Source organism: Mesorhizobium sp. WSM4989, assembly GCF_029625795.1.
Classification (GTDB): domain Bacteria; phylum Pseudomonadota; class Alphaproteobacteria; order Rhizobiales; family Rhizobiaceae; genus Mesorhizobium.
On sequence record NZ_JARTVN010000001.1, the window covers coordinates 1,661,644 to 1,683,908 of the forward strand.

Sequence of the window (22,265 nt, forward strand, 5' to 3'; positions counted from 1 at the left end):
GTCCTTACTCCGCCTCGTTGGCCGAGTCGGCGTTGAGCTGGCCGTACTTTTCCTCGCCGATCGAGGCGAGCAGGTCGAGCTGACTCTCCAGGAAGTCGATGTGGCCTTCCTCGTCCGTCAGCAGATCCTCGAACAGTTTCATCGACACATAGTCGCCCGCATCCTGGCAAATCTCGCGCGAGCGCTTGTAGGAGGTGCGCGCGTCATATTCGCCGGCGAGATCGGATTCGAGCACTTCCTTTACATTCTGGCCGATACGCAACGGCGCGACCGACTGCAGGTTCGGATGGCCTTCGAGGAAGATGATGCGGGCAACCAGCCGGTCGGCGTGATGCATTTCTTCGATCGATTCCGCCCGCTCCTTCTTCGCCAGCTTGGTGTAGCCCCAGTCTTCGAGCAGACGATAATGGACCCAGTACTGATTGACGGCACCAAGCTCCAGAAACAGGGCTTCGTTAAGCCGCTCGATGACCTGCGGTTCGCCTTTCATGGGTTCTGCTCCCGAATTGGCCGCGCAGTCCTCTGACGCGGTCCAGGTGTGAAACGATATCCGCGCCGCTCCCCTCTGAACGGGCGTGGTAATTCTCGGTGACCCGAATGATCGTTTCCACCACATTTGGAAAGCAGCCGCAACAGCGGCCGCGCTTGCGCATGGCATGATAGACCTTGGCCGGCACGATAAGCTGCCAGGGATCTTCATCCAGCAGACCGATGATCGTCTGCTCGATCTCCTTCTCGGTGATGATGTTGCAATGGCAGATCAGCATTCACTTGCTCTGGCTGGCGGCACTGTTCTGGCGCCGTTTGGCTTGTTTCTCAATTGAGCATGATCTTGTCCAAAAACCGGCTTCCACTTTTTGGGATCATGCTCGGGTGCTACTTGAACACCTTGTCCGGAGCATCAAGGCTGTCGGAGCCCTCGAACGCGATGGCATTGAGCTTGAGCGAGCCGACCGCGCGTTCGATCGACTTGGTCTGGTCGATCAGCGCGTCGATCGCCGCCTGCACCGTGGCGTTGCCTTCCGCATTGCCCTCGGCGATCTGCTGGTCATAGGCCTCGCCGGCCAGCGCCCGCGCCTTGATCGCTTCCATCTTGGCGACCGAAGTATCGAGCTTGTCCGACAGTTCCTTGTCGATCGCCGGATCGGCCACCTTCATCATGTCCGACACCGACGGGCCGGAAACCACGGTGCCGTCGAGACGCGTATAGTTGGCGTGATAGGCGGCGCGGATGCCGATCGCATCATAGAGATGCGAGTTGTAGGTGTTGTCCGAGAAGCAGTCCTGCTCCTCCTCCGGATCGTGCAGCAAAAGGCCGAGCTTCATGCGCTCGCCGGCCAGTTCACCATAGGAGAGCGATCCCATGCCGGTGAGGATGGTGGAGATGCCGGAATTCGGCTCGCCATCGACGAGGGTCTTGCGCGCGGCGCCGTCTTCCTTCCAGTTGTTGACCATCTCCTGCAGGTCGGAGACCAGAAGGTCGCTTGCCGACTTCAGATATTCCGCGCGGCGGTCGCAATTGCCGCCAGTGCAGTTCTTGAGATCGTAGTCGGTGTACGGGCGCTCGCCGGCGCCTGGACCGGTGCCGTGCAAATCCTGGCCCCAAAGCAGGAATTCGATGGCGTGATAGCCGGTCGCGACATTGGCCTCGACGCCGCCGGCTTCCTGCAGCGTGCCTGACAGGAACTCCGGCGTCAGCTTCGAGGCGTCGACCTTCTTGCCGTTGATCTCGATCTCCTTGTTCGCAATGACGTTCGCCGTATAGAGCGAGTTCTCGTCCGACTCGGTGCCGTAGCTCTTGGCGACATAGTCGATCAGGCCTTCGTCCAGCGGCCAGGAATTCACCTTGCCTTCCCAGTCGTCCACGATCTTGTTGCCGAAGCGGTAGACCTCGGTCTGCTGGTAAGGCACGCGCGCCGCCTTCCAGGCGTCGCGTGCAGCGTTGAGCGTCTCTGCCGAGGGCTTGGCGAGAAGCGCGTCGACGGCCTTGTCGAGCGCCTCAGCCGTGATCAGCGAATCCTCGTATTTGGCGAGCGCGATGTCGGCATAGGTCTTGATCACCGCCTTCGCATCGGTTTCGGCCTTCGCCGGCAGCACGAACACGGCCGCCGTCAGCGCCGCGGTGGCGCCGATCGCGGCAAGCCTGGTGCCCCAACGTAGCGCAATAGTTCGCGGCGTGATTATCGCTTTCATCAATCCCATCTCCTCAGAAATTCAATCACATAGGCATGCGGCCGCCGGCGCGCGGCGCCAGCGCAAGCACGAATGACCGGAAAGGCAAAGTTGCCGCGCAATGGCGCGGCCAATCAGCAAAAGACACCGAAATGCCTCCAATCGAAAGGGTTCAAGGCCCAGACATCAAAGGAATGCGCCAGCGGCGCAGCCCTCCATAAAGCGGCGGAGCGGCTGGAAGTCAACTGGCGGTACAGAGAAAATTCAATTGAAACAACAGTTTAGAATTATTCTAAACTGGAATTATCAACTTTAAGGCGGCGCATGCGGCGGATATCCGGATTGACAGGCGGCCATCCTGGGTGCGACCCGGACCACGGCTCTTGCGGCGGCGGCAGACAATCGCCACTTGGCGGAAGATCCTAGATTTGAAGGCAAAAAGGGCTGCGATGAAGAACGGGGTGGTCATTGTCGGTGCGGGTCATGCGGGCGTGCAGGCGGCCGCTAGCCTGCGTGAGGAAGGCTATGACGGGCCTGTCATCCTGATCGGCGACGAGAACGAGCCGCCCTATCACAAGCCGCCGCTGTCCAAGACCTTCATCAAGGATGCCGACGCCAAGCCGCAGCCTTTGCGCGGCGAGGCCTTCTATTCCGGCAATGCCATCGACTACCGGCCGGGCGTTTGGATCGACAGGATCGATGGTGGCGAGCGCAGGCTGGACGTTTCCGGCGGCGGCACAATTGCCTTCGACCGGCTGGTGCTGGCCACCGGCTCGCGGCCGCGCCTCCTCAAGCTCGATGGCGCGGAGCTCGCCGGCGTGGTGTCGCTGCGCTCGCTGGCCGATGCGCGGCTGATCCGCGAGTTGAGCGCGCAGAGCGAGGAGGTCGTCATCCTCGGCGGCGGCTTCATCGGCCTCGAAATCGCAGCGACGCTGAGGGCCGCCGGCCGCAGGGTCACCGTCGTCGAGGCGCTCGACAGGCTTCTCGGCCGCGCCGTGGCGCCGGCAATCGCGGCGCATGTGCGCCAGCGCCTGGAGGCGATGGGCGTGCGCCTGCTCACCGGCACCACGGTTGCCCGTCTGGAAGGCGAAGGCGGCCGCGTTTCGGCCGCGATCACGTCAAGCGGCGAGCGCCTGCCGGCGCAACTGGTGATCATCGGCATCGGCGTGGTGCCCAATGTCGAGCTGGCCGAAGCCGCCGGCATCGCGATCGCCAACGGCATCCGCGTCGACCAGCATATGCAGAGCTCGATCCCGGAAATCCTCGCCGTCGGCGATGCCGCCTCCTACCGGCACTGGTTCACCGGCGGCGACGTGCGGCTGGAATCGGTGCAGAACGCCACCGACCAGGCGCGGCTTGCCGCGCGCACCATCGTCGGCCATGCCGAACCCTTCGCGGCCGTGCCTTGGTTCTGGTCGGATATCGGCGACATGAAGTTGCAGATGGTCGGCCTGACGCAAGGCGGCGACAGCCATGTCGTGCTGGGCGAGCCGGCCGAGAACAGGTTCTCGATCTACCACTATGCCGGCAACCGGCTGCTGGGCATCGAATCCGTCAACCGCCCGGCCGACCACATGCTCGGCCGCAAGATGCTCGGCGCCGGCTTCTCGCCCGCGCCTCACACCGTGGCAGCCGGGCCGGATGCGCTGAAGGCGGCGCTTGCGGCCTTCAGCCAGGACGAGCCGGCAAGGGCCAGCGCGTAGAGATTGCCAATTTTTGCCATCAGCCTTACATTGGTTGAATGAGCACGATGAATATCTCACTGCCCGACAGCTTGAAGGATTTTGTCGATCAGCAGGTGACGGAGCGCGGCTACGGCACGAGCAGCGAATATGTGCGTGAATTGATTCGCCACGATCAGGATCGTCAGCGTTTGCGCGGTCTGCTTCTTGAAGGCGCTTCGTCCGCGCCAGGCGCTCCTGTCGGTGACGACTATTTCGCGGCGCTGCGCAAGCGAGCGCTGGGCCAATAATTGGTTGCCGTAAAGGCAATTATTCCTCGTGCCCTTGCCTTGCGGGATATCGAAGACACTGTCGATTATTATGCACGCGAAGCTGGTTCGCACGTGGCGCTAGCCTATGTCGAGGATCTTCAAACTGCCTACAAAGTGATAGCCAACCATCCTGCATCGGGCTCGCTGAGATATAGCTATGCGATTGGACTACCCGGTCTGCGCAGTGTGCAATTGAAGCGCTATCCGTACCTGATTTTCTATGTCGAACAGGCCGATCATATCGATGTGTGGCGGGTCCTGCACGCCAAAATGGATATTCCAGCCTGGTTACAGAATCCGAACTCCTGACGGCGAGTTGCCGCACCGGCCTGGGCCGCCAGGAGAATCATTCGCACTGTCCGCCCCTTAGGCCGCGCGCGCCTCGCGGATCGAGGTCTCCAATATATCCAGCGCCTCCGTCATGACGCCGTCCTGGATGGTGATTGGCGACAGGAAGCGGATGACGTTGCCGTAGACGCCGCAGGTGAGCAGGATGAGGCCCTTGTCGAGCGCCTTCAGCCGCACCGCATTGGCTAATTCCGCCGAGGGCAGGCCCTTCTTCACATCATTGAACTCGACGGCGTTCATGAAGCCCGGGCCGCGGATGTCGACGATCTCCGGCACGTCCTCGCGGATCGACGCCAGCCGCTGCTTCAGCCTGGCGCCGAGCGCGTTGGCGCGCTCGCTCAGTTTTTCTTCCTCGATGACGTCGAGCACGGCATGCGCCGCGGCGACGCCGATCGGGCTGCCGCCATAGGTGCCGCCGAGCCCGCCCGGTCCAGGCGCGTCCATGATCTCGGCGCGGCCGGTGACGGCCGACAGCGGGAACCCGCCGGCGAGGCTCTTGGCCATGGTGGTGAGATCCGGCGCCACGTCATGGTGCTCCATCGCGAACATCTTGCCGGTGCGGGCAAAGCCGGTCTGCACCTCGTCGGCGACAAGAAGGATGCCGTGCTGGTCGCAGGTCTTGCGCAGTGCTGCCATGAAATCGCGCGGCGCCTCGTAGAAGCCGCCCTCGCCCTGCACCGGCTCGACAATGATGGCCGCGACCCTGGCCGGATCGACATCGGCCTTGAACAACTTGTCGAGCGCTGCAAGCGAATCCGCGACCGACACGCCGTGCAGCGCGACCGGGAACGGCGCATGGAAGACATCGGCCGGCATGGCGCCGAAGCCAACCTTGTAAGGCACGACCTTGCCGGTCAGCGCCATGCCCATGAAGGTGCGGCCGTGGAAGCCGCCGAAAAAGGCGATAACCGCCTGGCGACCGGTGGCGTTGCGCGCGATCTTGATGGCGTTCTCGACCGCCTCGGCGCCGGTGGTGACGAAGACGGTCCTCTTGTCGAACTTGCCGGGCAGCATGCCGTTCAGGCGCTCGGCGAGGCGCACATAGCTCTCGTAAGGAACGACCTGATGGCAAGTGTGGGTGAAGCGGTCGAGCTGCGCCTTGACCGCCTCGATCACTTTCGGATGGCGGTGACCCGTGTTGACCACCGCAATGCCCGACGAGAAGTCGATGTATCGGCGGCCCTCGACGTCCCAGATTTCCGAATTCTCGGCACGATCGGCGTAGATCTGCGTGGTCATGCCGACGCCGCGCGAGATCGACTGGTTCTTGCGTTCGGAAATGGCTGAATTCTTCATCTCACACCTCATCGGGCCGGCGCCCGCTCCGTTTTGATGCCGTCAAAGCCTCTTCTGACCTTATTTCAGGTTTTCCTCAAGTCGGCACATTGGCCCAGTCGATTGGACCTGCCGCAAGGCCGAAATCGATCTCGACCAGCCAGTCGATCGTCAGGCAGAAACAGTTTCCTTTTCCGGCCGATCGATTATCCTCGCTGCAGCCGCGACGTGCCGCTGCCGGGAGCGGCTTCCCGCGGGCCGAGGGAACCATGAGCAGGAACGCGACATCGTCCGCCTTGCCGTCCTTGCCGCTCCGCCCTGCATGTCGGGTGCGGGATGGCGCCAAAGCAGACGTGATCGTTGCTGCGGAGAGTTAAAAGCCAGGTCGCACCCCGTCGCGAACCTGCGAGAGAAAACTACACCCTCACAAACCCCTCGCTCGCCCGAAGCAGGTTGCGCGTATAATCCTCGCTCACGCGGTGGCCGATCAGCTGGCTTGCGGTCAGCGTCTCCACCGCTTCGCCGTTCTGCATCACCATCAGCCGTTCGCACATATGGGTGATGATGGCGAGGTCGTGACTGACCATCAGAAAGGTGAGCTTGCGCCGCCGCCGCACCTCTTCGAGCAGGTTCAGCACCTCGGCCTGGACAGAAGCATCGAGCGCCGAGGTCGGCTCGTCGAGCAAAAGGATCGAAGGTTCGAGGATCAGCGCGCGGGCGATCGCGACACGCTGGCGCTGGCCGCCGGAGAGCTGGTGCGCATAGCGGAAGCGGAAACCCTTGCCGAGGCCGACTTCGTCCAGCGCGCGCTCGATGCGCTTCTCGCCATCCTGGATTGCGTGAATGGCGAGCGGTTCCTGCAGCAGCCGGTCGACGGTCTGGCGCGGATGCAGCGACCCATACGGATCTTGGAAGACCATCTGCACGTCGCGGTAAAAGGCCTTGTCGCGGGTCTTGCCAAGCGTCTTGCCGTTGATAGCGATGGTGCCGGCAGCGACAGGCGCAAGGCCGGTGATTGCCTTGAGCAGGGTCGACTTGCCGGAGCCGCTTTCGCCAACCAGGCCGTAGGACTCGCCTTCCCTGACTTCGAGTTTAACGCCCTTCAGCGCGCGGAAGCGGTCGAAAATCACCTCCAGCCCTTCGATGGTGATGGCGGCCGTCATGCCGCCCACTCCGGCTTGCGGTCGAGCACCGGCAGCGGGTGTCGCTCGAAGCCGATCCTCGGCATGCAGTTGAGCAGGCCGCGCGTATAGGGATGCTGGGCCTCGCGCAGCTCGGACGCCTTGAGCTGCTCGACCACCTTGCCGGCATACATGACGACCACGCGGTCGCAGAAGGAGGACACCAGGCGCAGATCATGCGAAATGAAGATCAGCCCCATGCCGCGCTCGGCGACCAGCCTATCGAGAATGTTCAGCACATCGAGCTGCACGGTGACGTCGAGCGCCGAGGTCGGCTCGTCGGCGATCATCAGTTCCGGCCCGGCGATCAGCATCATGGCGATCATCGCGCGCTGGCCCATGCCGCCCGAGACCTCATGCGGGTGAAGGTCGAAGACACGGGCCGGATCGCGAATCTGGACCGCCCGAAGCATCTCCAGCGCGCGCTCGCGCGCTTCGGCCTTTCCAACTTTCTCATGCGTGCGCAGCGTCTCGACGATCTGGCGGCCGATGGTCATCACCGGATCGAGCGAGTATTTCGGGTCCTGCAGGATCATGGCGATGCGGTTTCCCCGCAGCGCACGGCGCCGGCTGGATGACACCGAGAGCAGGTCGATGCCGTCGAAGCGCAGCTTTTTCGCCGACACCTCGGCCTGCGGCGGTGTCAGGCCCATGATGGCGCGGCCGGTCTGCGACTTGCCGGAGCCGCTCTCGCCGACGATGCCCAGCCGCTCGCGGCCGAGCGAGAAGGAAACGCCGCGAACCGCCTGCACGATTCCGGTGCGTGTCGGGAAAGTGACGCGCAGATCGTCGACTTCGAGCAGCGTGCCTTTCGTTTGCCTATCGGAATTGCCGCTCATTGGTTGCCGCTCATCGGTCGCCACTCATTGGTCGCCACTCCGGGGATCGAGCGCGTCGCGCAGGCCGTCACCGAGCAGGTTGAAGCCGAGGCTGACGATGAGGATGGCAGCGCCTGGCGCGGCAGCCACCCACCACTGGTCGAGGATGAAGCGGCGGCCGGACGCAATCATCGCGCCCCATTCGGGCAGCGGCGGCTGCGCGCCGAGGCCGAGGAAGCCGAGGCCGGCGGCGGTGAGGATGATGCCCGCCATGTCGAGCGTCACCCGGATGATCAGCGAGGAGATGCAGAGCGGCATGATGTGGCGCAGCACGATGCGGAAGGGCGAGGCACCCATCAATTGCACCGCCTTGATGTAGTCGGAATTGCGCACCGTCAGCGTCTCGGCGCGCGCGATGCGCGCGTAAGGCGGCCAGGAGGTGATGGCGATCGCCAGCACCGCGTTCTCGATGCCGGGGCCGAGCGCCGCAACGAAGGCCAGCGCCAGCACCAGCTTCGGGAAAGCCAGGAAGATGTCGGTGATGCGCATCAAAATGGCATCGGTCCAGCCGCCGGCATAGCCTGCGACGGTGCCGACCAGCAGGCCGATGGGCGCGGCGATGATGGCGACGAGGATGACGACATAGAGCGTCCAGCGCGAGCCGTAGAGGATGCGCGAGTAGATATCGCGGCCGAGGTCGTCGGTGCCGAACCAATGCGCGGCGCTCGGCGCCAGCAGACGGGCATTCTTCAGGTCACCCACGGTTGGCGAGTAGGGTGCCAGCACGCCGGCAAGCGCGGCTACCACCACCAACGCGAGAATGATGAGCAAACCGACGAGCGCGAGCCGGTTGGCTGTGAAGCGCCGCCAGGCCACATAGGCGCGGCCGAGCCTTGCCTGCATGCGCGAGGACGGCCGCTCGCTGAGCAGCCATTCGCGACGGGTTTGCATCGTCTCGGCGCTCATTCGACTTTCGTCCGTGGATCGAGGAGCCGATAGAGCAGGTCCGACAGAAGGTTGATGGCGATGAAGACCGAGCCGATGATGATGGTGCCGCCGAGCACCGCGTTCATGTCGGCGTTCTGCAATGAATTGGTGATGTAGAGGCCGATGCCCGGCCAGGAGAAGACGGTCTCGGTCAACACCGAGCCTTCGAGCAGGCTGGCATAGGAAAGCGCGATCACCGTCACCATCGGCACAGCGGCGTTGCGCAGCGCGTGGCCCCAGATGATGCGCGTCTCCGACAGGCCCTTGGCGCGCGCGGCGACGATATATTCCTGCGCCATCTCGTTCAGCATGAAGGAGCGCGTCATGCGGCTGATATAGGCGAGCGCGAAATAGCCAAGCAGGGAGGCCGGCAGGATGATGTGGCGGTAGGCGTCGTAGAAGACATCCCACTGTCCCTGCATGGCCGCATCGAGCAGGTAGAAGCCGGTGATCGGCGTGAAAGTGTATTCGTAGACGACGTCGAGCCGCGCCGGAAAGGCGACCCATTGCAGCTTGGCGTAGAACAGGACGAGGCCGAGGAGCCCCAGCCAGAAGATCGGCACGGAATAGCCGATAAGGCCGATGATGCGCACGATCTGGTCGACGAAACTGCCGCGACGGACAGCAGCGAGCACGCCGAGCGGCACGCCGATGACGGCGCCGATGATCGTGCCGAGCGTCGCCAGCTCGATGGTCGCCGGAAAGACGCGGCGGATGTCGGACATCACCGGATTGGTGGTCAGCACCGAAGTGCCGAAATCGCCGCTGAGCGCGTTTTTGACGTAGATGTAGAACTGCTGGATCAGCGGCAGGTCGAGGCCCATCTCGCGGCGCGTGCGCTCGACGACGGCAGTAGGGGCCCGGTCGCCGAGCACGGCCAGCACCGGATCGATGGGAATGACGCGGCCGATGAAGAAGGTCACAGCGAGAAGACCGAGATAGGTCGTCACCGCGATGACCAGGAAACTGCCGAGCGCGGATAGAATGGCGACGGCACGGGCGCTGCCGCGCCCGGCCACCGCCTGGTTTTCAACTATGCTCACGCGGCGCGTCCGAGAACGCTATTCCTTCGAGACCGCACCGACGAAGTTGGTGTCGAAGCTCGGTCCGAGCGCGAAGCCCTTGAGGTTCTTGCGCAGGCCCGCCACTTCGAGCTGCTGGTGGATGACGACGAAGGGGCTGGTGTCGAGGATCTTCTTCTGCAGATCCTTGTACATGTCGGCGCGCTTAGCCGAATCCTTCTCCAGCAGCGCCGCCTCGGTCTGCTTGGTCAGGTCCGGAATGTCCCAGGCATTACGCCAGGCCAGGGTCTTGATCTTGGCGGCGTCGGAATTGTCCGGGTTCGAGGCGAAGGTCTGGGCATTGGAATTCGGGTCGAAATAGTCCTGGCCCCACTGGCCGATATAGATGTCGTGGTTGCGGGCGCGGTATTTGGTCAGCGTCTGCTTGCCGTCACCGGGAATGATCTCCAGCTTGATGCCGGCCTGACCCAGCGTCTGCTGGATCGATTCCGCCATGCCTGTCTCCGGCTGTTTACTGCGTACGTCCATGGTCACGCTGAAGCCGTTAGGCAGGCCGGCCTTGGCCAGCAGCTCCTTCGCCTTGGCGACATCGAGCTTGAACGGGTTGTCGTCGATGGCGCCGAGGTCGCCCTTGGGCAGGAAGGACTGGTGGATCTCGCCGATGCCCTTGAGGATGGTCGAGCCCAGCGCATCATAGTCGACCAGGTACTTGAAGGCCTGCCGAACCTCCGGCTTGGCGAGGTTGGCGTTCTTCTGGTTGAGGCTGATGTAATAGACCGTGCCCTTCGGCGCGCTGGTGGTGGTGAGATCGCCATTCTTGGCGATGGCGTCGAGATCGTTCGGCTCGAGGTTGCGGGCGACGTCGATATCGCCGGCCTCGAGCGCCAGACGCTGCGCCGAGCTTTCCTTCATGAAGCGGTAGATAACGCGGGCGATCTTGGCCTTCTCGCCGTTGTAGTTGTCGTTGCGTTCCAGAACGACGACTTCATTGGCGCGCCATTCGCGCAGCTTGTAAGGGCCGGAGCCGGCATAGCCGGTCTTCAGCCAGGCATTGCCGAAGTCGTTGTCCCATTTGTAGTCGGCGCTCGGCGTGACGGCGGCGACATGTTCCTTGACCAGCTTGCTGTCGACGACCGAGGCGACGGTAGCCGACAAGCAGTTGAGCACGAAGCTCGGCGCATAGGCCTTGTCGACAACGAACTGGAAGGTGGTGTCGTCGACCGCCTTGGCCTTTTCGGTGACGTTGTCGCCGCTGATGCCGAACTGGTTGATGATGAAGGCGGGGCTCTTGTCCAGCTTGATCGCGCGCTCGAAGGAATAGGCGACGTCGGCGGCGGTGATCGGATTGCCGGAGGCGAACTTCATTCCGGGCTTGAGCTTGAAGGTGTAGGTCAGGCCGTCGTCGGAAATAGTCCAGCTCTCGGCGAGATCGCCCTTGACTTTGGAGGTGTCGCTGAGGTCGAGGCGAACCAGGAGATCGTAGGTGTTGCCGGTAACCTCAGCGGTTGACAGCTCGAACGCTTCGCCCGGATCCATCGAGATGATATCGTCGAAGGCGAAGCCTTCGACCAACGTGTCGGCAGGCGTGACCGCAAAGGCCGGCACCGCGAGCAGCGCCGACATCGCCACACCCGCGAGAAAGCCACGAGAGCGAAGAGCAAACCTTTCCAGCATCATGGTAGTCGTTCCCTGTTTTGTTGATTGTTGACCTGAGTTCCCGGCTCAGGGTTGCAGAATTCCTTGGGACCGATCGACGGCCCACCGACCTTACCGTCGTGGTTTTTGTCCAGTTGGTCAACACCCTATTCGGCGGCGTTCGAACCCGCAACGCGCATTTTTCGAGACAGCTTATTGGGCCAGAATGGGCCACCGCGAGTCTACCCAGGCGCCGGCTAGCCGAAGCCGTCGATTGGGAAAAATCTGCCAAATCTTGGCCGCTTGGAAGTCGCCCGTCATTTCAGCTGCGCGACCAGGTTCGCGTCCGGAAAGCAGGTGGCGGTCTTGCCGTTCTTCGCTTGCCAGACGCCGATCGAGCGGCGTGTCTTGAAGCCGGGCAGGCCGTCGGCGCTGCCGACATCGTAGCCCTTCGCCTCCAGCGCTTGCTGGAGGGCAGCGATATCGGACCGGTGGAGATCGCCCACCCGCCCCCAGGTACCGGCAAAGGTGGCGTCGCCTTTGGCGATGCGATCGGCGGCGTGGCCGATGAACAGCGCATAGAGATCGCTGGTGTTGTATTGCTTCAGCACATAGAAATTCGGCGTGACGATGAAAGCGGGGCCGCTGCGTCCGGCCGACATCAGCAGGAAACCCTCGGCCTTGAGTTCACTGGCCGGAAACGCCTTTCCGTTGGCGCGCCTGATGCCCATCGCCACCCAGTCAGAAATCTTCTTACCCTGGTCGGGTCCTTCGAGCGCGCAGGAGACGTTTGCCGGCGCAATCACCTCGGTCCCCCAGCCGCGCCCCCTCACCCAGCCATAGTGGACAAGATAGTTGGCGATGGAGGCGAGCACGTCCGGCGTCGAATTCCAGATGTCGGGCCGGCCGTCGCCGTCGAAATCGACGGCATGCTTGAGGAAGGACGTCGGCATGAATTGCGGCTGGCCGAGCGCGCCGGCCCAGGAGGACTTCATCGCATTGACCGGAGCGAGCCCGCGCTCGACGATCTCTAGTGCGGCCAGCACCTCGGTGCGGAAGAAATCCTTCTTCGTCGACATGAACGCCTTGGTGCCTAGCACCTCGAAGGCGTCGTAGGGCATCTTGGCGGCGCCGAAGCCGGTCTCGCGACCCCAGATCGCCAGCACGATCTCGCCAGGCACGCCGTAGCGCTTCTCGATGAGCCCAAGCACGCGGGCGTTGGCGCTCTCGCGCGACCGTCCTCCGCCGGTGACGGCCCGAATGGTCTTCTCGGCGAAATAATTGGCGGGCGGACCGAACTCCGCCTGGTGCTGTTTTTGCGGCGTCGCCGGCTTCTCGCCGGGCATGACGAGATCCGGCAGTTTCAGGTTCGGCTTCACGCCGATGAAGGCGGCGTCGAAGGTCTTTTTGGAAATGCCTTTGGCCTCGGCCTCGGGCCAGAGGTCGTTTTGCAGCCAGGCCTGGAATTGGTTGTCGATGGGCGTGGCGCGAGCGGGGAGGGTGAGGAGGACGGCAAGCGCCGCAAGGAAAAATGCGAAGCCGAATTTGGAAAAGCCGCGTTCTGTCGCGCCCCCCTCTGTCTTGCCGGACATCTCTCCCACTTGGGGGGAGATTGGCTGTTTCGGTGCCCCGCCTCTTCCTGCGACCTTGGATATTGGCGAAAGCCGGCGTGACGTCTGATCTCCCCCCTTGCGGGGGAGATGTCCGGCAAGACAGAGGGGGGTGGGACGGAGTGCGGCCTTTCCGGGAAAAACGCCAGTCACCAATCCCCTCCCCTCAAAACGCCGTCCTCGAGCGCAGCGCCGCGGCAAGCGTGCCTTCGTCGAGATAGTCGAGTTCGCCGCCGACCGGAACGCCATGCGCGAGCCTAGTCACCTTGACCTCGAAACCCGAGAGCTGATCGGTCAGGTAGTGCGCCGTGGTCTGGCCCTCGACGGTGGCGTTTACGGCAAGGATCACCTCCTTCACCTCGCCGCCGGCGACACGGTCTACCAGCGAGCGGATGTTGAGCTGGTCCGGCCCGATGCCGTCGAGCGGCGACAGCGTGCCGCCGAGCACGTGATAGCGCGCGTTCATGGCGGCGGCGCGTTCCAGCGCCCAGAGATCGGAGACGTCCTCGACGACGATAACCGTGCCGGCATCGCGGCGTGGATCGGTGCAGATCATGCACGGATCGGAGGTGTCGACATTGCCGCAGGTCGAGCAGATGCGCACTTTATCGGCCGCCTCGCCCATGGCTGCGGCTAAAGGCTCGAGCAGCTGCTCCTTCTTCTTGATGAGATGGAGAGCCGCGCGCCTTGCCGAACGCGGCCCGAGCCCCGGCACCTTGGCCAGGAGCTGGATCAGGCGTTCTATCTCTGGACCGGCGATTCTTTTCGACATCGCTCTGATCTAGAGCAATTCCGGGAAAAGTGCGAAACGGTTTTCAGAGCGCTTTGGTGACATCCGCAACAGGAAATGATCCGCCATGCCGTCAAGGCGGATCATTTGATGGCGGGTTGGCTCAGTAGGCTTCGAGCGGCCGGGACTGGCTGACAATCAGCGCGCCGATGGCGTCGGTGTTCTCAGGCGTCGACTGGAATCCCATCGCCGCTTCCTGCGGAGCGCTCGGAACGGAGGTGATGTAGCGACCTTTCAACGTGCCGCCGAAGCGGGAGGCGTCGGGCTCCTCCATCGGCTCCTGCATCGCCACCATGATCGGCTTCGCCGTGACGCGGCCGGCCTTCTGCCCTGGCGCGGCGGAGGCCGTCACATAGGTCTGCTGGGCAGCAACGGTTGTGGTCTTGGCCGGAAGCGCCGGCGCGGCAGCCGCGGTCGTAGCGGCCTGCTTGGCCGGATCAGCATGAACGATCGTCTTGACCACCGGCTCGGCGGAAGCGACGAGGACCGGAGCGGTGGGGTCGGTCTTCTGCGACTTGCCGGAGGCCATGGCGACCATCGGCTCATCCGGCAACGGCTGCCAGTTGCGGCCGCGCTTCTCATAGAAGGCATTGCCGCCGGCCACCATCGTGTAGTGCATGTTCTTGTAGGGGAAACGCAGGCCGGCGGTGTGGAAGAACATCGTGTTCTTGAGCTTGGCCTTGCGCTCGCCTTTCAGCACTGCCTCGGCGGCTTCCTCGACATCTGGCAATGCCCGCGAATTCATCGGGCGCGTCAGCACGCCCGGGGCGAACTGGCCCTTTTCGCCGACGACCTCGCAGATCGTGCTGCCATGCTGTCCCGAGCGTAGCCGGTTCATCACGACCGTGCCGACGGCGATCATGCCGTCACGGCTCGACCGGTTGGACTCGAAGAACATCGCCCTTTGCAGGCACTCCTTGTCCTTCATCGAGTATTTATAGGAACGCGAGCTGAGGAAGCTCGGGGTGACGGCGTCGGTCAGGCTCGCCACCGACATGCCATGTGAAGCGGTCTGGCTGCAGCCGGCCAGGAGCAAGGGGGAAGCGGCGATGCCGATAAGCAGCAGCGGCGTCTTCCATCGCGTCGCGATCAACAAAAAAGCCTCATTTCCAGATGCCAGCCCGCCCCGAGATGTGGCAAGAATGAGACTCTTTCAGGCAAAAAGATGGCTAGATGGTTAGCAACCTCTGGACTTGGGTAAAACTTTATGAATGTCGCGAAATGAGCCCGTGAGCATGCCGGCAAAATGGTTAATATTGCGGCCCGGGCTCAATTTTCGTTCACAATCAATTAACTGGTGGCAGATGCCTTAGAACGGCAATTTCATTCCGGGCGGTATAGGCAAGCCCGCAGTCAATGCCTTGGTCTTTTCCTGCATGACCAGCTCGACCTTATTTTTGGCATCATTGTGAGCGGCCAACAGCAAGTCTTCGAGGATCTCCACCTCGTCGTCCTTCAGCAAGGACGGATCGATCTTCAGCGCCTTCATTTCGAACTTGCCGGTCAGGGTCACGCTGACCAGGCCGCCACCCGCCTGCCCAGTGGCTTCCAGGGTGGCGATCTCATCCTGCATGGCCTGGAACTTGGCCTGCATTTCCTTTGCCTTGCCCATCAGGCCGAGAAGATCCTTCATCGTGAAACTTCCTCTTGTTGGAATCTACGTTAACGCGAGTATGATCTTGACCGAAACCGGTCCGTACTCTTTCCCTGACGCGTTCGTCAGCTCTAAATCTCTTCGTCGTCGGCAGCCGGCTCAACCGGCAGGTCGGCGTCAGCGCCTTCCGCTTCCGGCACATCGGGAATGCGCACGTCGATGATCTTGGCGCCGGGAAAGCGGGCGAGGATGGCGGCGACGGTCGGATCGCTCCTGGCATCGGAGAAGGCGTTCTCGCGCTTTGTCGTCTCCATCTCGGCCAGCGTCTTGCTACCCTCTTCCTTCGACAGCGAGACCAGCCAGTTGCGGCCGGTCCAGGCACGCAGCTTGGACGTCAGGTCGTTAAGCAGCATCTTGGGCGCATCGTCGGTCAGGCTGACGTCGATGCGGCCAGGCTCGATGCGCACCAGCCGCACGCAGCGCTTGACCAACACCTTGAAGGCGATGTCGCGGTTGGCATCGGCCAGGGCCGCGATGTCGGCCAGCGACTTCACCGGAACGGCCGGTGTTTCGATGACCGGTTCGGGCGCCGGGAGGAAGGCGGCGGGCGCGGGCTGCATCTCGACCAGCCGCATGGTCTGCCCTCCGCCGTTAGAGGCCGGCATCCGCGCCGGCGCCACGGCATTTGTGCCGCCGCCACTGCTTGCCGGCGCTCCATTGGCGCGCGGAGCGCCATTCGGCACAGGGGCCGCCCCCTCGAGCGATTTCAGCGCTTCGTCCAGCGTCGGCAGGTCGGCGGCATGCGCCAGCCGGATCAGCACCATCTCGCCGGCGCTGACTGGACGGTTGGAGGACTGCACCTCGGGAATGCCTTTCAAGAGCATCTGCCAGGTTCGCGAGAGCACGCGCACCGACAGCGTGCTCGCAAATTCGGCGCCGCGCCGCCGCTCGTCCTCGGAGAGCGAGGCATCATTGGCCGCGGCCGGCACGAACCGCAGACGCGTAACGAGGTGGTTGAATTCCGCCAGGTCGGTGAGCACCGCGGCCGGATCGGCGCCGGTATCGTATTGTGCGCGGAATTCGGACAAGGCCGCCGCAACATCGCCCTTCATGACGTGCTCGAACAGGTCGATGATACGGGCGCGGTCGGCCAAGCCCAACATGGCGCGAACGGCGGCGGCGCTGACGGTGCCGCTGCCATGGGCGATCGCCTGATCGAGGATGGAGAGCGAATCGCGCGCCGAGCCCTCGGCGGCCCGCGCAATCATCGCCAAAGCCTCATCATCCACGGAAATGCCTTCCTTGGCGGCAATCGAGGAAAGATGCGCGACGAGCGCGCCGGCATCGATGCGCCTCAGGTCGAAGCGCTGACAGCGCGACAGAACCGTGATCGGCACCTTGCGGATCTCGGTGGTGGCGAAGATGAATTTGACATGCGGCGGCGGCTCTTCCAGCGTCTTCAACAGGCCGTTGAAGGCCTGGGTGGAGAGCATGTGCACTTCGTCGATGATGTAGACCTTGTAGCGGGCCGAGACCGGCGCGTAGCGGACGCGGTCGATGATGTCCCTGATGTCGTCGATGCCGGTATGGGAAGCCGCGTCCATCTCGATGACGTCGACATGGCGGCCTTCCATGATCGCCTGGCAATGCTCGCCGGGGGTCGAAAGGTCGACGGAGGGCTGGTCGACAGTGGCGGTTTTATAGTTCAGGGCGCGTGCGAGAATGCGCGCCGTCGTCGTCTTGCCGACACCGCGCACGCCGGTCAGCATCCAGGCCTGGGCGATGCGGCCAGTGGCGAAGGCATTGGTGAGCGTGCGGACCATCGGCTCCTGGCCGATCAGTTCGGAGAAATTGGAGGGGCGGTATTTGCGCGCCAGCACGCGATAGGCGCCGGCCTTACCTGTCTCCAGGCTTTCTGGCCCCGAATTTCCGGCTTCGCTCATTCGCCGTCAAAAGCTCCAAGGACCGCGACGGAAGGCGGCCGATTCCTGCGCATAGTCTCGCCCGCACGGCTCGGCGCCGTCAATGTCGCGGGAGAAAGGCGAAGAGGCGGGAGGCTGGAACAATGACCCGTTCCGGGCTCGTTAGGGCTGCTTCCTTCCGGACCTGACCCGGTTGGCGAGTGGATCGTCCACCACCAACCTCCCAAGCTCCATATCGGCAATTCAGCGGCGAAATGCAAGGGTCGTAGTGGATCAGCGGCCAGGCCATGCGGTGCAGAAGACCTTCAAATCCGCAGGAGCGGTCAATGATTCGCTTGCAGCCACCTTGCCGTCGCTCTAGCGTTCAGGGTTTGAAGCATTCTCGAAAAGTGAGGGAAACGCCCATGCTGCCTGGCCTAAAGGCCGGTTTCACACTGGACGCCCGATTGGAGGCGGACAGTGAGCAGCTCATGTGGCTCGGTCTGTGCGAGCTCCGGCTGATGAACGATCGCCGCTGGCCGTGGCTGGTCCTGGTGCCGCAGCGGCCGGGCGTGGAGGAAATCCACGACCTGACGCCGCTCGACCAGACGATGCTGACCTTCGAGACCAATATGGTCGCCCAGGCGCTGAAGCGGGTGACCGGCTGCACCAAGATCAACACCGGGGCGCTCGGCAACATCGTGCGCCAGCTGCACGTTCATGTCATCGCCCGCAGCGAGAGCGACCCCGGCTGGCCAGGGCCGGTCTGGGGGCATGGCATGCGCGAGCCGTATGAGCGCTCCGACATCCGCCGGTTTGCCGAAAAGATCAAGGCAGCGCTATAAAGCCATCCGTGTCCATTCCTGCCCCTCCTCGAGTCTCCTATGAACTTTCGTCTGTTTGACGCGCCTTTGCGCGAGCCGAGCCAATTCGTCGGTTTCGCCGGCAACCGGATCGACCGGCAATCGGAAAACCGCGCCGACGACGCGGTCGAGAAGGCGCTTGGCGAGCGATCGGCGCGGCTGATGCTGATGCATGGCGGCAGGCTTTATCTGAAGCTCGACGACGGCAAATTCGACCCATGGTTCGAAGCGGCGGAAAGCCAGGCCTTCGAGGTTTCGCTCGACGGCGGCGTGCTGCTCGGCCTTTCGGAGAGCTGCCCGGTGCTGGCCGTGCCCGCCGGCATCGAACCGGAAAATCTGCCGGAAACGGTGAAGGCGATCGACTACCGCTCCGTCTATATGCAGGGGCTGATAGACGAAGCGGCGGCCGGCGCGCTGGCGCAGGGCGCTGCGCTGCTCGCCTGGCATGCCAGCCACGCTTTCTGCAGCAAATGCGGCAATCGCTCGGAGATGCGCGCCGGCGGCTACAGGCGGCATTGCCCGGCCTGCGGCACCGACCATTTCCCGCGCACCGATCCGGTGGCGATCATGCTCACGGCGACGCGCGAGAAATGCCTGCTCGGGCGCGGCCGGCATTTCGGGCCCGGCATGTATTCGGCCCTTGCCGGCTTCATCGAGCCCGGCGAGACGATAGAGGCGGCGGTGCGCCGCGAGACGCTGGAGGAGGCCGGAATCCGGCTCGGCCGCGTCGTCTACCACGCCAGCCAGCCCTGGCCGTTCCCCTATTCTCTGATGATCGGCTGCTTCGGCGAGCCGCTCAACGAGGACATCCAGGCCGACCTGAACGAGCTCGAAGACTGCCGCTGGTTCTTCCGCGATGAGGTGCGCTCGATGCTGGAGAGGACGCACCCGGGCGGCCTGATCACGCCGCCGAAAGGGGCGATCGCCCACCACCTCATCCGCGCCTGGGTCGACAGCGAATAGGAGCCGAGAAATGATCCGTCATACCGTCGTGTTCACGCTGAAGCATCCGCCGCATTCGCTGGAGGCGAAGCGGTTCCTCCACGATGGCAAGAAGATCCTGACCGCGATCAAGGGTGTGACGCATTTCGAGCAGCTGCGCCAAGTGAGCCCCAAGAACGACTATCAGTTCGGCTTCTCGATGGAGTTCGCCGACCAGGCCGCCTATACCAGATACAACGAGCATCCCGACCACGTCGCGTTCGTGCGCGACCGCTGGCTGCCTGAGGTCGAGAAATTTCTCGAGATCGACTATGTCCCGCTCGGCTTTGGCTGAGATTGGATCGAGCGCCGGCGTCTAAGATTGACGCGGACCTCCATGAGGTCGTCATCCCAGGGCGGAGCGACGCGAAGCGGAGCGCAGACCCTGGGATCCATGCCGTTACCTCAGTCGAGGGGCGCAGCGGAGCAGAATCTGGACCGTCCTAACGCGTTGAAGTCCCGGCATGGATCCTCGGGTCTGCGCCGCGTCGCTTCGCTCCTTGCTTCGCCCGTGGATGACGAAGCATCAAGGCCTTTGCCAATCTCGAAGGTCCTAGGAACCACCTAATCGGCGACCTTCCACTGCTCGCGCGACGCGCTTGCCGGATAGACGCCGAGAATGCGCATCTCGCGCGAGAAGAAGCGCAATTCGTCGAGCGCCAGCTTGACCAGCGGATCATCGGGGTGGCCCTCGATGTCGGCATAAAACAGCGTCGCTGTGAAAGCGCCGAGCTGGTAGCTCTCGAGCTTGGTCATGTTGATGCCGTTGGTGGCGAAGCCGCCCATGGCCTTGTAGAGCGCGGCCGGCACGTTGCGGACGCGGAAGATGAAGGTGGTCATCATCTTGGCTTCCAGCGAGGGGCGCTCGGCCCATTGCTTGTTCTTGGTCAGCACGACGAAGCGGGTGACGTTCGAGTCGGTGTCCTCGACATTCTTCTCGATGATGTCGAGGCCGTAGAGCTCGGCGGCAAGCGCAGGCGCAAGTGCCGCCATCGTGCGGTCCTTGACCTCGGAGACCATCTTCGCCGATCCCGCCGTGTCGCCGGCGACAACCGGCTTCCAGCCATTCTTGCGGATGTATTTGCGGCATTGGCCAAGGGCATGGATATGGCTGTGCACGCTTCTGATCTCTTCGCGTTTCACGCCCGGCAGCACCATCAGCTGGAAATGGATGGGCAGGAAATACTCGCCGACGATGTGCAGGCGCGATTCCGGCAAAAGATGATGGATGTCGGCGACGCGCCCGGCAATCGTGTTCTCGATCGGGATCATGGCGAGCTCGGCCTTGCCGGTCTCGACCGCGTTGAAGGCGTCTTCGAAGGTGGGACAGGGCAACGGCTCCATCGAGGGGAACATGTTGCGGCAAGCGGTATCGGAATTGGCGCCCGGCTCGCCCTGGAAGGATATTCTGTTGGTCTTTTCAGGCATGCGCCAAGGTCTCGCTTACGGATGTCTCAGTTTGAAAGAATTTGCCTGGCGCGCTCGAGATCGTCGGGCGTGTCGACGCCGAGCGGCAGCGACCGGACGATCTCGGCATCGATGCGCATGCCGGCTTCCAGCGCCCGCAGCTGCTCCAGCCGCTCACGGCGTTCGAGCGGCGACGGCTTCAGCGCCACGAAGCGTTCCAGCGCTGTCCGGCGGTAGGCATAGAGGCCGATGTGGTGATAGAGCGGGCCCTCCCCCCACGGCGCCGTGGCGCGCGTGAAATAGAGCGCCTTCAGCCTTGTCGCCGAGAGCGGCGAGCCGACGATCTTGACCACGTTCGGATTGGTCCTTTCCTCGTCGCGCACAATCTCGACGCCGAGCGTGGCTATGTCGACCGACGGGTCGGCGAAGGGCCGCAGCGATGCGCCGATGATCTCAGGATCGATGGTCGGCAGATCGCCCTGGACGTTGACGATGGTTTCGACCTTTTTCTCCGGGTCCAGCAGGGTGAGGGCCTCGAAGATGCGGTCGGATCCCGATTCGTGGTCCGCGCGCGTCATCACCGCCTCGAAACCGTGATCCCTTACCGCCGAGGCGACCGCTTCGGTGTCGGTCGCCACCACCACACGGCCGAGCCCGGCCTCGGCGCCGCGGCGGGCGACATGGACGATCATCGGCGCGCCGGCGATGTCGGCCAGCGGCTTGCCCGGCAGGCGCGTCGAGGCCATGCGGGCGGGGATCAGGATCAATGTCGACATGGGACTTCTGGGACAGCCGGGGAAGCGGATGGAAAAGTGGCAAAACGTCTCACTGGAAGCGCCCTTATAGGTGTTGCAACGACGAAGCAAAAGACCTAGTTTCCGCGCGATTTAACGGGCCCGTTGGGGCCTTCGCTATACCGACGGACGGAGTGGACGGGACGGTCCGCCGGAAAAGGGAGCAAGGGGCGTATGGATTCCAACGAAGTCAACAAGCTGCTCGCCGGATTCCTCGGAACCTGTTTCGTCGTCTTTTCCGTGGGTATCGTTTCCGACGGGCTGTTTGCCTCCCCCGCGCCCGAGAAGCCGGGCTTCGCCATCGAGGCGGCCGAGCCGGCCGAAGGCGGCGGCGCTGCCGCGCCCGCGGCCGAAGCCAAGCCGATCGCCGACCTGCTCGCGACCGCCAATGCCGAGACGGGCGCCGCCATTTTCAAGAAGTGCCAGGCCTGCCATTCCGGCGAAAAGGGCGGCCCCAACAAGGTCGGTCCGGACCTCTGGGACATCATCGATCGCCCCGTCGCCGAGCATGAGGGCTTCGCCTATTCGGCCGGCATGAAGGATTTCTCCAAGGGCGGCGCCGAGAAGTGGACCTACGACAACCTCAACCACTTCATCAACGCGCCGAAGAAGTTCGTGAAGGGCACGGCGATGGGCTTTGCCGGCCTGCCGAAGGATGAGGACCGCGCCAACGTGATCGCCTATCTGCGCACGCTGTCGGACAATCCGAAGCCGCTGCCGCAGCCGGGCGCTTCGGCGGAAGCCAAGCCCGCCGAAGGCGCCGCCGCGGCGAAGCCGGCCGCAGGTACGGCACCCGCCAAGCCGGCCGAAGGTGCGGCTCCGGCAAAGCCGGCCGAAGGTGCCGCCCCGGCCAAGCCGGTCGCGCCCGCGCAATAAACATTTCGTCATAAAGAC

General features: G+C 63.5%; 24 protein-coding genes and 1 other RNA gene. 8 read left to right on the forward strand and 17 right to left on the reverse strand.

Annotated features, from left to right (window positions below):
* Positions 1 to 4: 4 nt before the first annotated feature.
* The 3 genes from bfr to P9217_RS08055 form a co-directional block, all read right to left on the reverse strand.
* Positions 5 to 490 carry a bacterioferritin gene (bfr, locus tag P9217_RS08045; RefSeq protein ID WP_067324504.1) on the reverse strand — a complete coding sequence of 162 codons (486 nt, stop codon included), beginning with the start codon at positions 488 to 490 and terminating at the stop codon, positions 5 to 7.
* Positions 456 to 767 carry a (2Fe-2S)-binding protein gene (locus P9217_RS08050; protein ID WP_066996295.1) on the reverse strand — a complete coding sequence of 104 codons (312 nt, stop codon included), beginning with the start codon at positions 765 to 767 and terminating at the stop codon, positions 456 to 458. The genes bfr and P9217_RS08050 overlap by 35 nt, the downstream gene beginning before the upstream one ends.
* 109 nt (positions 768 to 876) lie before the next feature.
* The gene (locus tag P9217_RS08055; RefSeq protein WP_067324502.1) at positions 877 to 2,193 is read right to left on the reverse strand and encodes an imelysin family protein; all 1,317 of its coding nucleotides are present in this window, start codon (positions 2,191 to 2,193) and stop codon (positions 877 to 879) included.
* Positions 2,194 to 2,265: 72 nt separating this feature from the next.
* Between P9217_RS08055 and P9217_RS08060 the strand changes: the two genes are divergently transcribed.
* From P9217_RS08060 to P9217_RS08075, 4 genes are all read left to right on the forward strand, one after another.
* Positions 2,266 to 2,457, forward strand: a complete 192-nt coding sequence (locus P9217_RS08060; protein ID WP_127214990.1) for a hypothetical protein — start codon at positions 2,266 to 2,268, stop codon at positions 2,455 to 2,457.
* A gap of 164 nt (positions 2,458 to 2,621) precedes the next feature.
* Complete coding sequence (locus P9217_RS08065) at positions 2,622 to 3,875, forward strand: FAD-dependent oxidoreductase (RefSeq protein ID WP_067324500.1); 1,254 nt, start codon at positions 2,622 to 2,624, stop codon at positions 3,873 to 3,875.
* Positions 3,876 to 3,913: 38 nt separating this feature from the next.
* Positions 3,914 to 4,144: a type II toxin-antitoxin system ParD family antitoxin gene (locus tag P9217_RS08070; RefSeq protein WP_278086263.1), complete on the forward strand. Its 231-nt coding sequence runs from the start codon at positions 3,914 to 3,916 to the stop codon at positions 4,142 to 4,144.
* On the forward strand, positions 4,145 to 4,474 hold the full coding sequence (locus tag P9217_RS08075; RefSeq protein ID WP_067324496.1) for a type II toxin-antitoxin system RelE/ParE family toxin: 330 nt from the start codon (positions 4,145 to 4,147) through the stop codon (positions 4,472 to 4,474).
* Between the two features lie 57 nt (positions 4,475 to 4,531).
* Here the strand turns inward: P9217_RS08075 and P9217_RS08080 are convergent, their stop codons facing one another.
* From P9217_RS08080 to ffs, 12 genes are all read right to left on the reverse strand, one after another.
* The gene (locus P9217_RS08080; protein WP_278086262.1) at positions 4,532 to 5,809 is read right to left on the reverse strand and encodes a 4-aminobutyrate--2-oxoglutarate transaminase; all 1,278 of its coding nucleotides are present in this window, start codon (positions 5,807 to 5,809) and stop codon (positions 4,532 to 4,534) included.
* Positions 5,810 to 6,204: 395 nt separating this feature from the next.
* Entirely contained in the window at positions 6,205 to 6,951 is a 747-nt protein-coding gene (locus tag P9217_RS08085; RefSeq protein WP_067324757.1) for an ABC transporter ATP-binding protein, read from the reverse strand.
* On the reverse strand, positions 6,948 to 7,808 hold the full coding sequence (locus P9217_RS08090) for an ABC transporter ATP-binding protein (protein ID WP_066996477.1): 861 nt from the start codon (positions 7,806 to 7,808) through the stop codon (positions 6,948 to 6,950). Before P9217_RS08090 ends, P9217_RS08085 begins: the two co-directional genes overlap by 4 nt.
* A 24-nt stretch (positions 7,809 to 7,832) precedes the next feature.
* Positions 7,833 to 8,753: a nickel transporter permease gene (gene nikC, locus P9217_RS08095; RefSeq protein WP_095824242.1), complete on the reverse strand. Its 921-nt coding sequence runs from the start codon at positions 8,751 to 8,753 to the stop codon at positions 7,833 to 7,835.
* Complete coding sequence (locus P9217_RS08100) at positions 8,750 to 9,817, reverse strand: ABC transporter permease (RefSeq protein ID WP_095824243.1); 1,068 nt, start codon at positions 9,815 to 9,817, stop codon at positions 8,750 to 8,752. The genes nikC and P9217_RS08100 overlap by 4 nt, the downstream gene beginning before the upstream one ends.
* Before the next feature lie 18 nt (positions 9,818 to 9,835).
* Positions 9,836 to 11,473, reverse strand: a complete 1,638-nt coding sequence (locus P9217_RS08105; RefSeq protein WP_095824244.1) for an ABC transporter substrate-binding protein — start codon at positions 11,471 to 11,473, stop codon at positions 9,836 to 9,838.
* Between the two features lie 275 nt (positions 11,474 to 11,748).
* Positions 11,749 to 13,023, reverse strand: coding sequence for a lytic murein transglycosylase (locus tag P9217_RS08110; RefSeq protein ID WP_278086261.1), 1,275 nt, complete (start codon positions 13,021 to 13,023; stop codon positions 11,749 to 11,751).
* A gap of 184 nt (positions 13,024 to 13,207) precedes the next feature.
* On the reverse strand, positions 13,208 to 13,813 hold the full coding sequence (gene recR, locus P9217_RS08115) for a recombination mediator RecR (protein ID WP_278086260.1): 606 nt from the start codon (positions 13,811 to 13,813) through the stop codon (positions 13,208 to 13,210).
* Between the two features lie 121 nt (positions 13,814 to 13,934).
* Positions 13,935 to 14,924: a cell wall hydrolase gene (locus P9217_RS08120; RefSeq protein WP_067324486.1), complete on the reverse strand. Its 990-nt coding sequence runs from the start codon at positions 14,922 to 14,924 to the stop codon at positions 13,935 to 13,937.
* A 216-nt stretch (positions 14,925 to 15,140) separates the two neighbouring features.
* Positions 15,141 to 15,464, reverse strand: coding sequence for a YbaB/EbfC family nucleoid-associated protein (locus P9217_RS08125; RefSeq protein ID WP_066996259.1), 324 nt, complete (start codon positions 15,462 to 15,464; stop codon positions 15,141 to 15,143).
* Positions 15,465 to 15,556: 92 nt separating this feature from the next.
* Positions 15,557 to 17,368, reverse strand: a complete 1,812-nt coding sequence (locus P9217_RS08130; RefSeq protein ID WP_278086259.1) for a DNA polymerase III subunit gamma/tau — start codon at positions 17,366 to 17,368, stop codon at positions 15,557 to 15,559.
* A 106-nt stretch (positions 17,369 to 17,474) separates the two neighbouring features.
* Positions 17,475 to 17,571: signal recognition particle sRNA small type (ffs, locus tag P9217_RS08135), an RNA gene on the reverse strand.
* Positions 17,572 to 17,751: 180 nt separating this feature from the next.
* On the opposite strand from ffs, the gene P9217_RS08140 reads away from it, so the two are divergent.
* The 3 genes from P9217_RS08140 to P9217_RS08150 are packed head-to-tail and all read left to right on the forward strand — an operon-like array spanning position 17,752 to position 19,465.
* Positions 17,752 to 18,171 carry an HIT family protein gene (locus tag P9217_RS08140; protein ID WP_095799309.1) on the forward strand — a complete coding sequence of 140 codons (420 nt, stop codon included), beginning with the start codon at positions 17,752 to 17,754 and terminating at the stop codon, positions 18,169 to 18,171.
* 39 nt (positions 18,172 to 18,210) lie between these two features.
* A complete protein-coding gene (nudC, locus tag P9217_RS08145; protein WP_278086258.1) occupies positions 18,211 to 19,152 on the forward strand; it encodes an NAD(+) diphosphatase in 942 nt (313 codons plus the stop codon).
* 10 nt (positions 19,153 to 19,162) lie between these two features.
* Positions 19,163 to 19,465 (forward strand): Dabb family protein, encoded by a 303-nt coding sequence (locus P9217_RS08150; RefSeq protein ID WP_278086257.1) that lies wholly within the window; start codon positions 19,163 to 19,165, stop codon positions 19,463 to 19,465.
* Positions 19,466 to 19,734: 269 nt separating this feature from the next.
* On the opposite strand, the gene P9217_RS08155 is transcribed toward P9217_RS08150, so the two are convergent.
* Both P9217_RS08155 and P9217_RS08160 read right to left on the reverse strand, forming a co-directional pair.
* Complete coding sequence (locus P9217_RS08155; protein ID WP_066996244.1) at positions 19,735 to 20,598, reverse strand: prephenate dehydratase; 864 nt, start codon at positions 20,596 to 20,598, stop codon at positions 19,735 to 19,737.
* Positions 20,599 to 20,624: 26 nt separating this feature from the next.
* A complete protein-coding gene (locus P9217_RS08160; RefSeq protein WP_067324478.1) occupies positions 20,625 to 21,353 on the reverse strand; it encodes a 3-deoxy-manno-octulosonate cytidylyltransferase in 729 nt (242 codons plus the stop codon).
* Between the two features lie 192 nt (positions 21,354 to 21,545).
* Here P9217_RS08160 and P9217_RS08165 point away from each other — a divergent pair, with 192 nt between their 5' ends.
* Complete coding sequence (locus tag P9217_RS08165; RefSeq protein WP_095799305.1) at positions 21,546 to 22,247, forward strand: cytochrome c family protein; 702 nt, start codon at positions 21,546 to 21,548, stop codon at positions 22,245 to 22,247.
* Positions 22,248 to 22,265 lie beyond the last annotated feature (18 nt).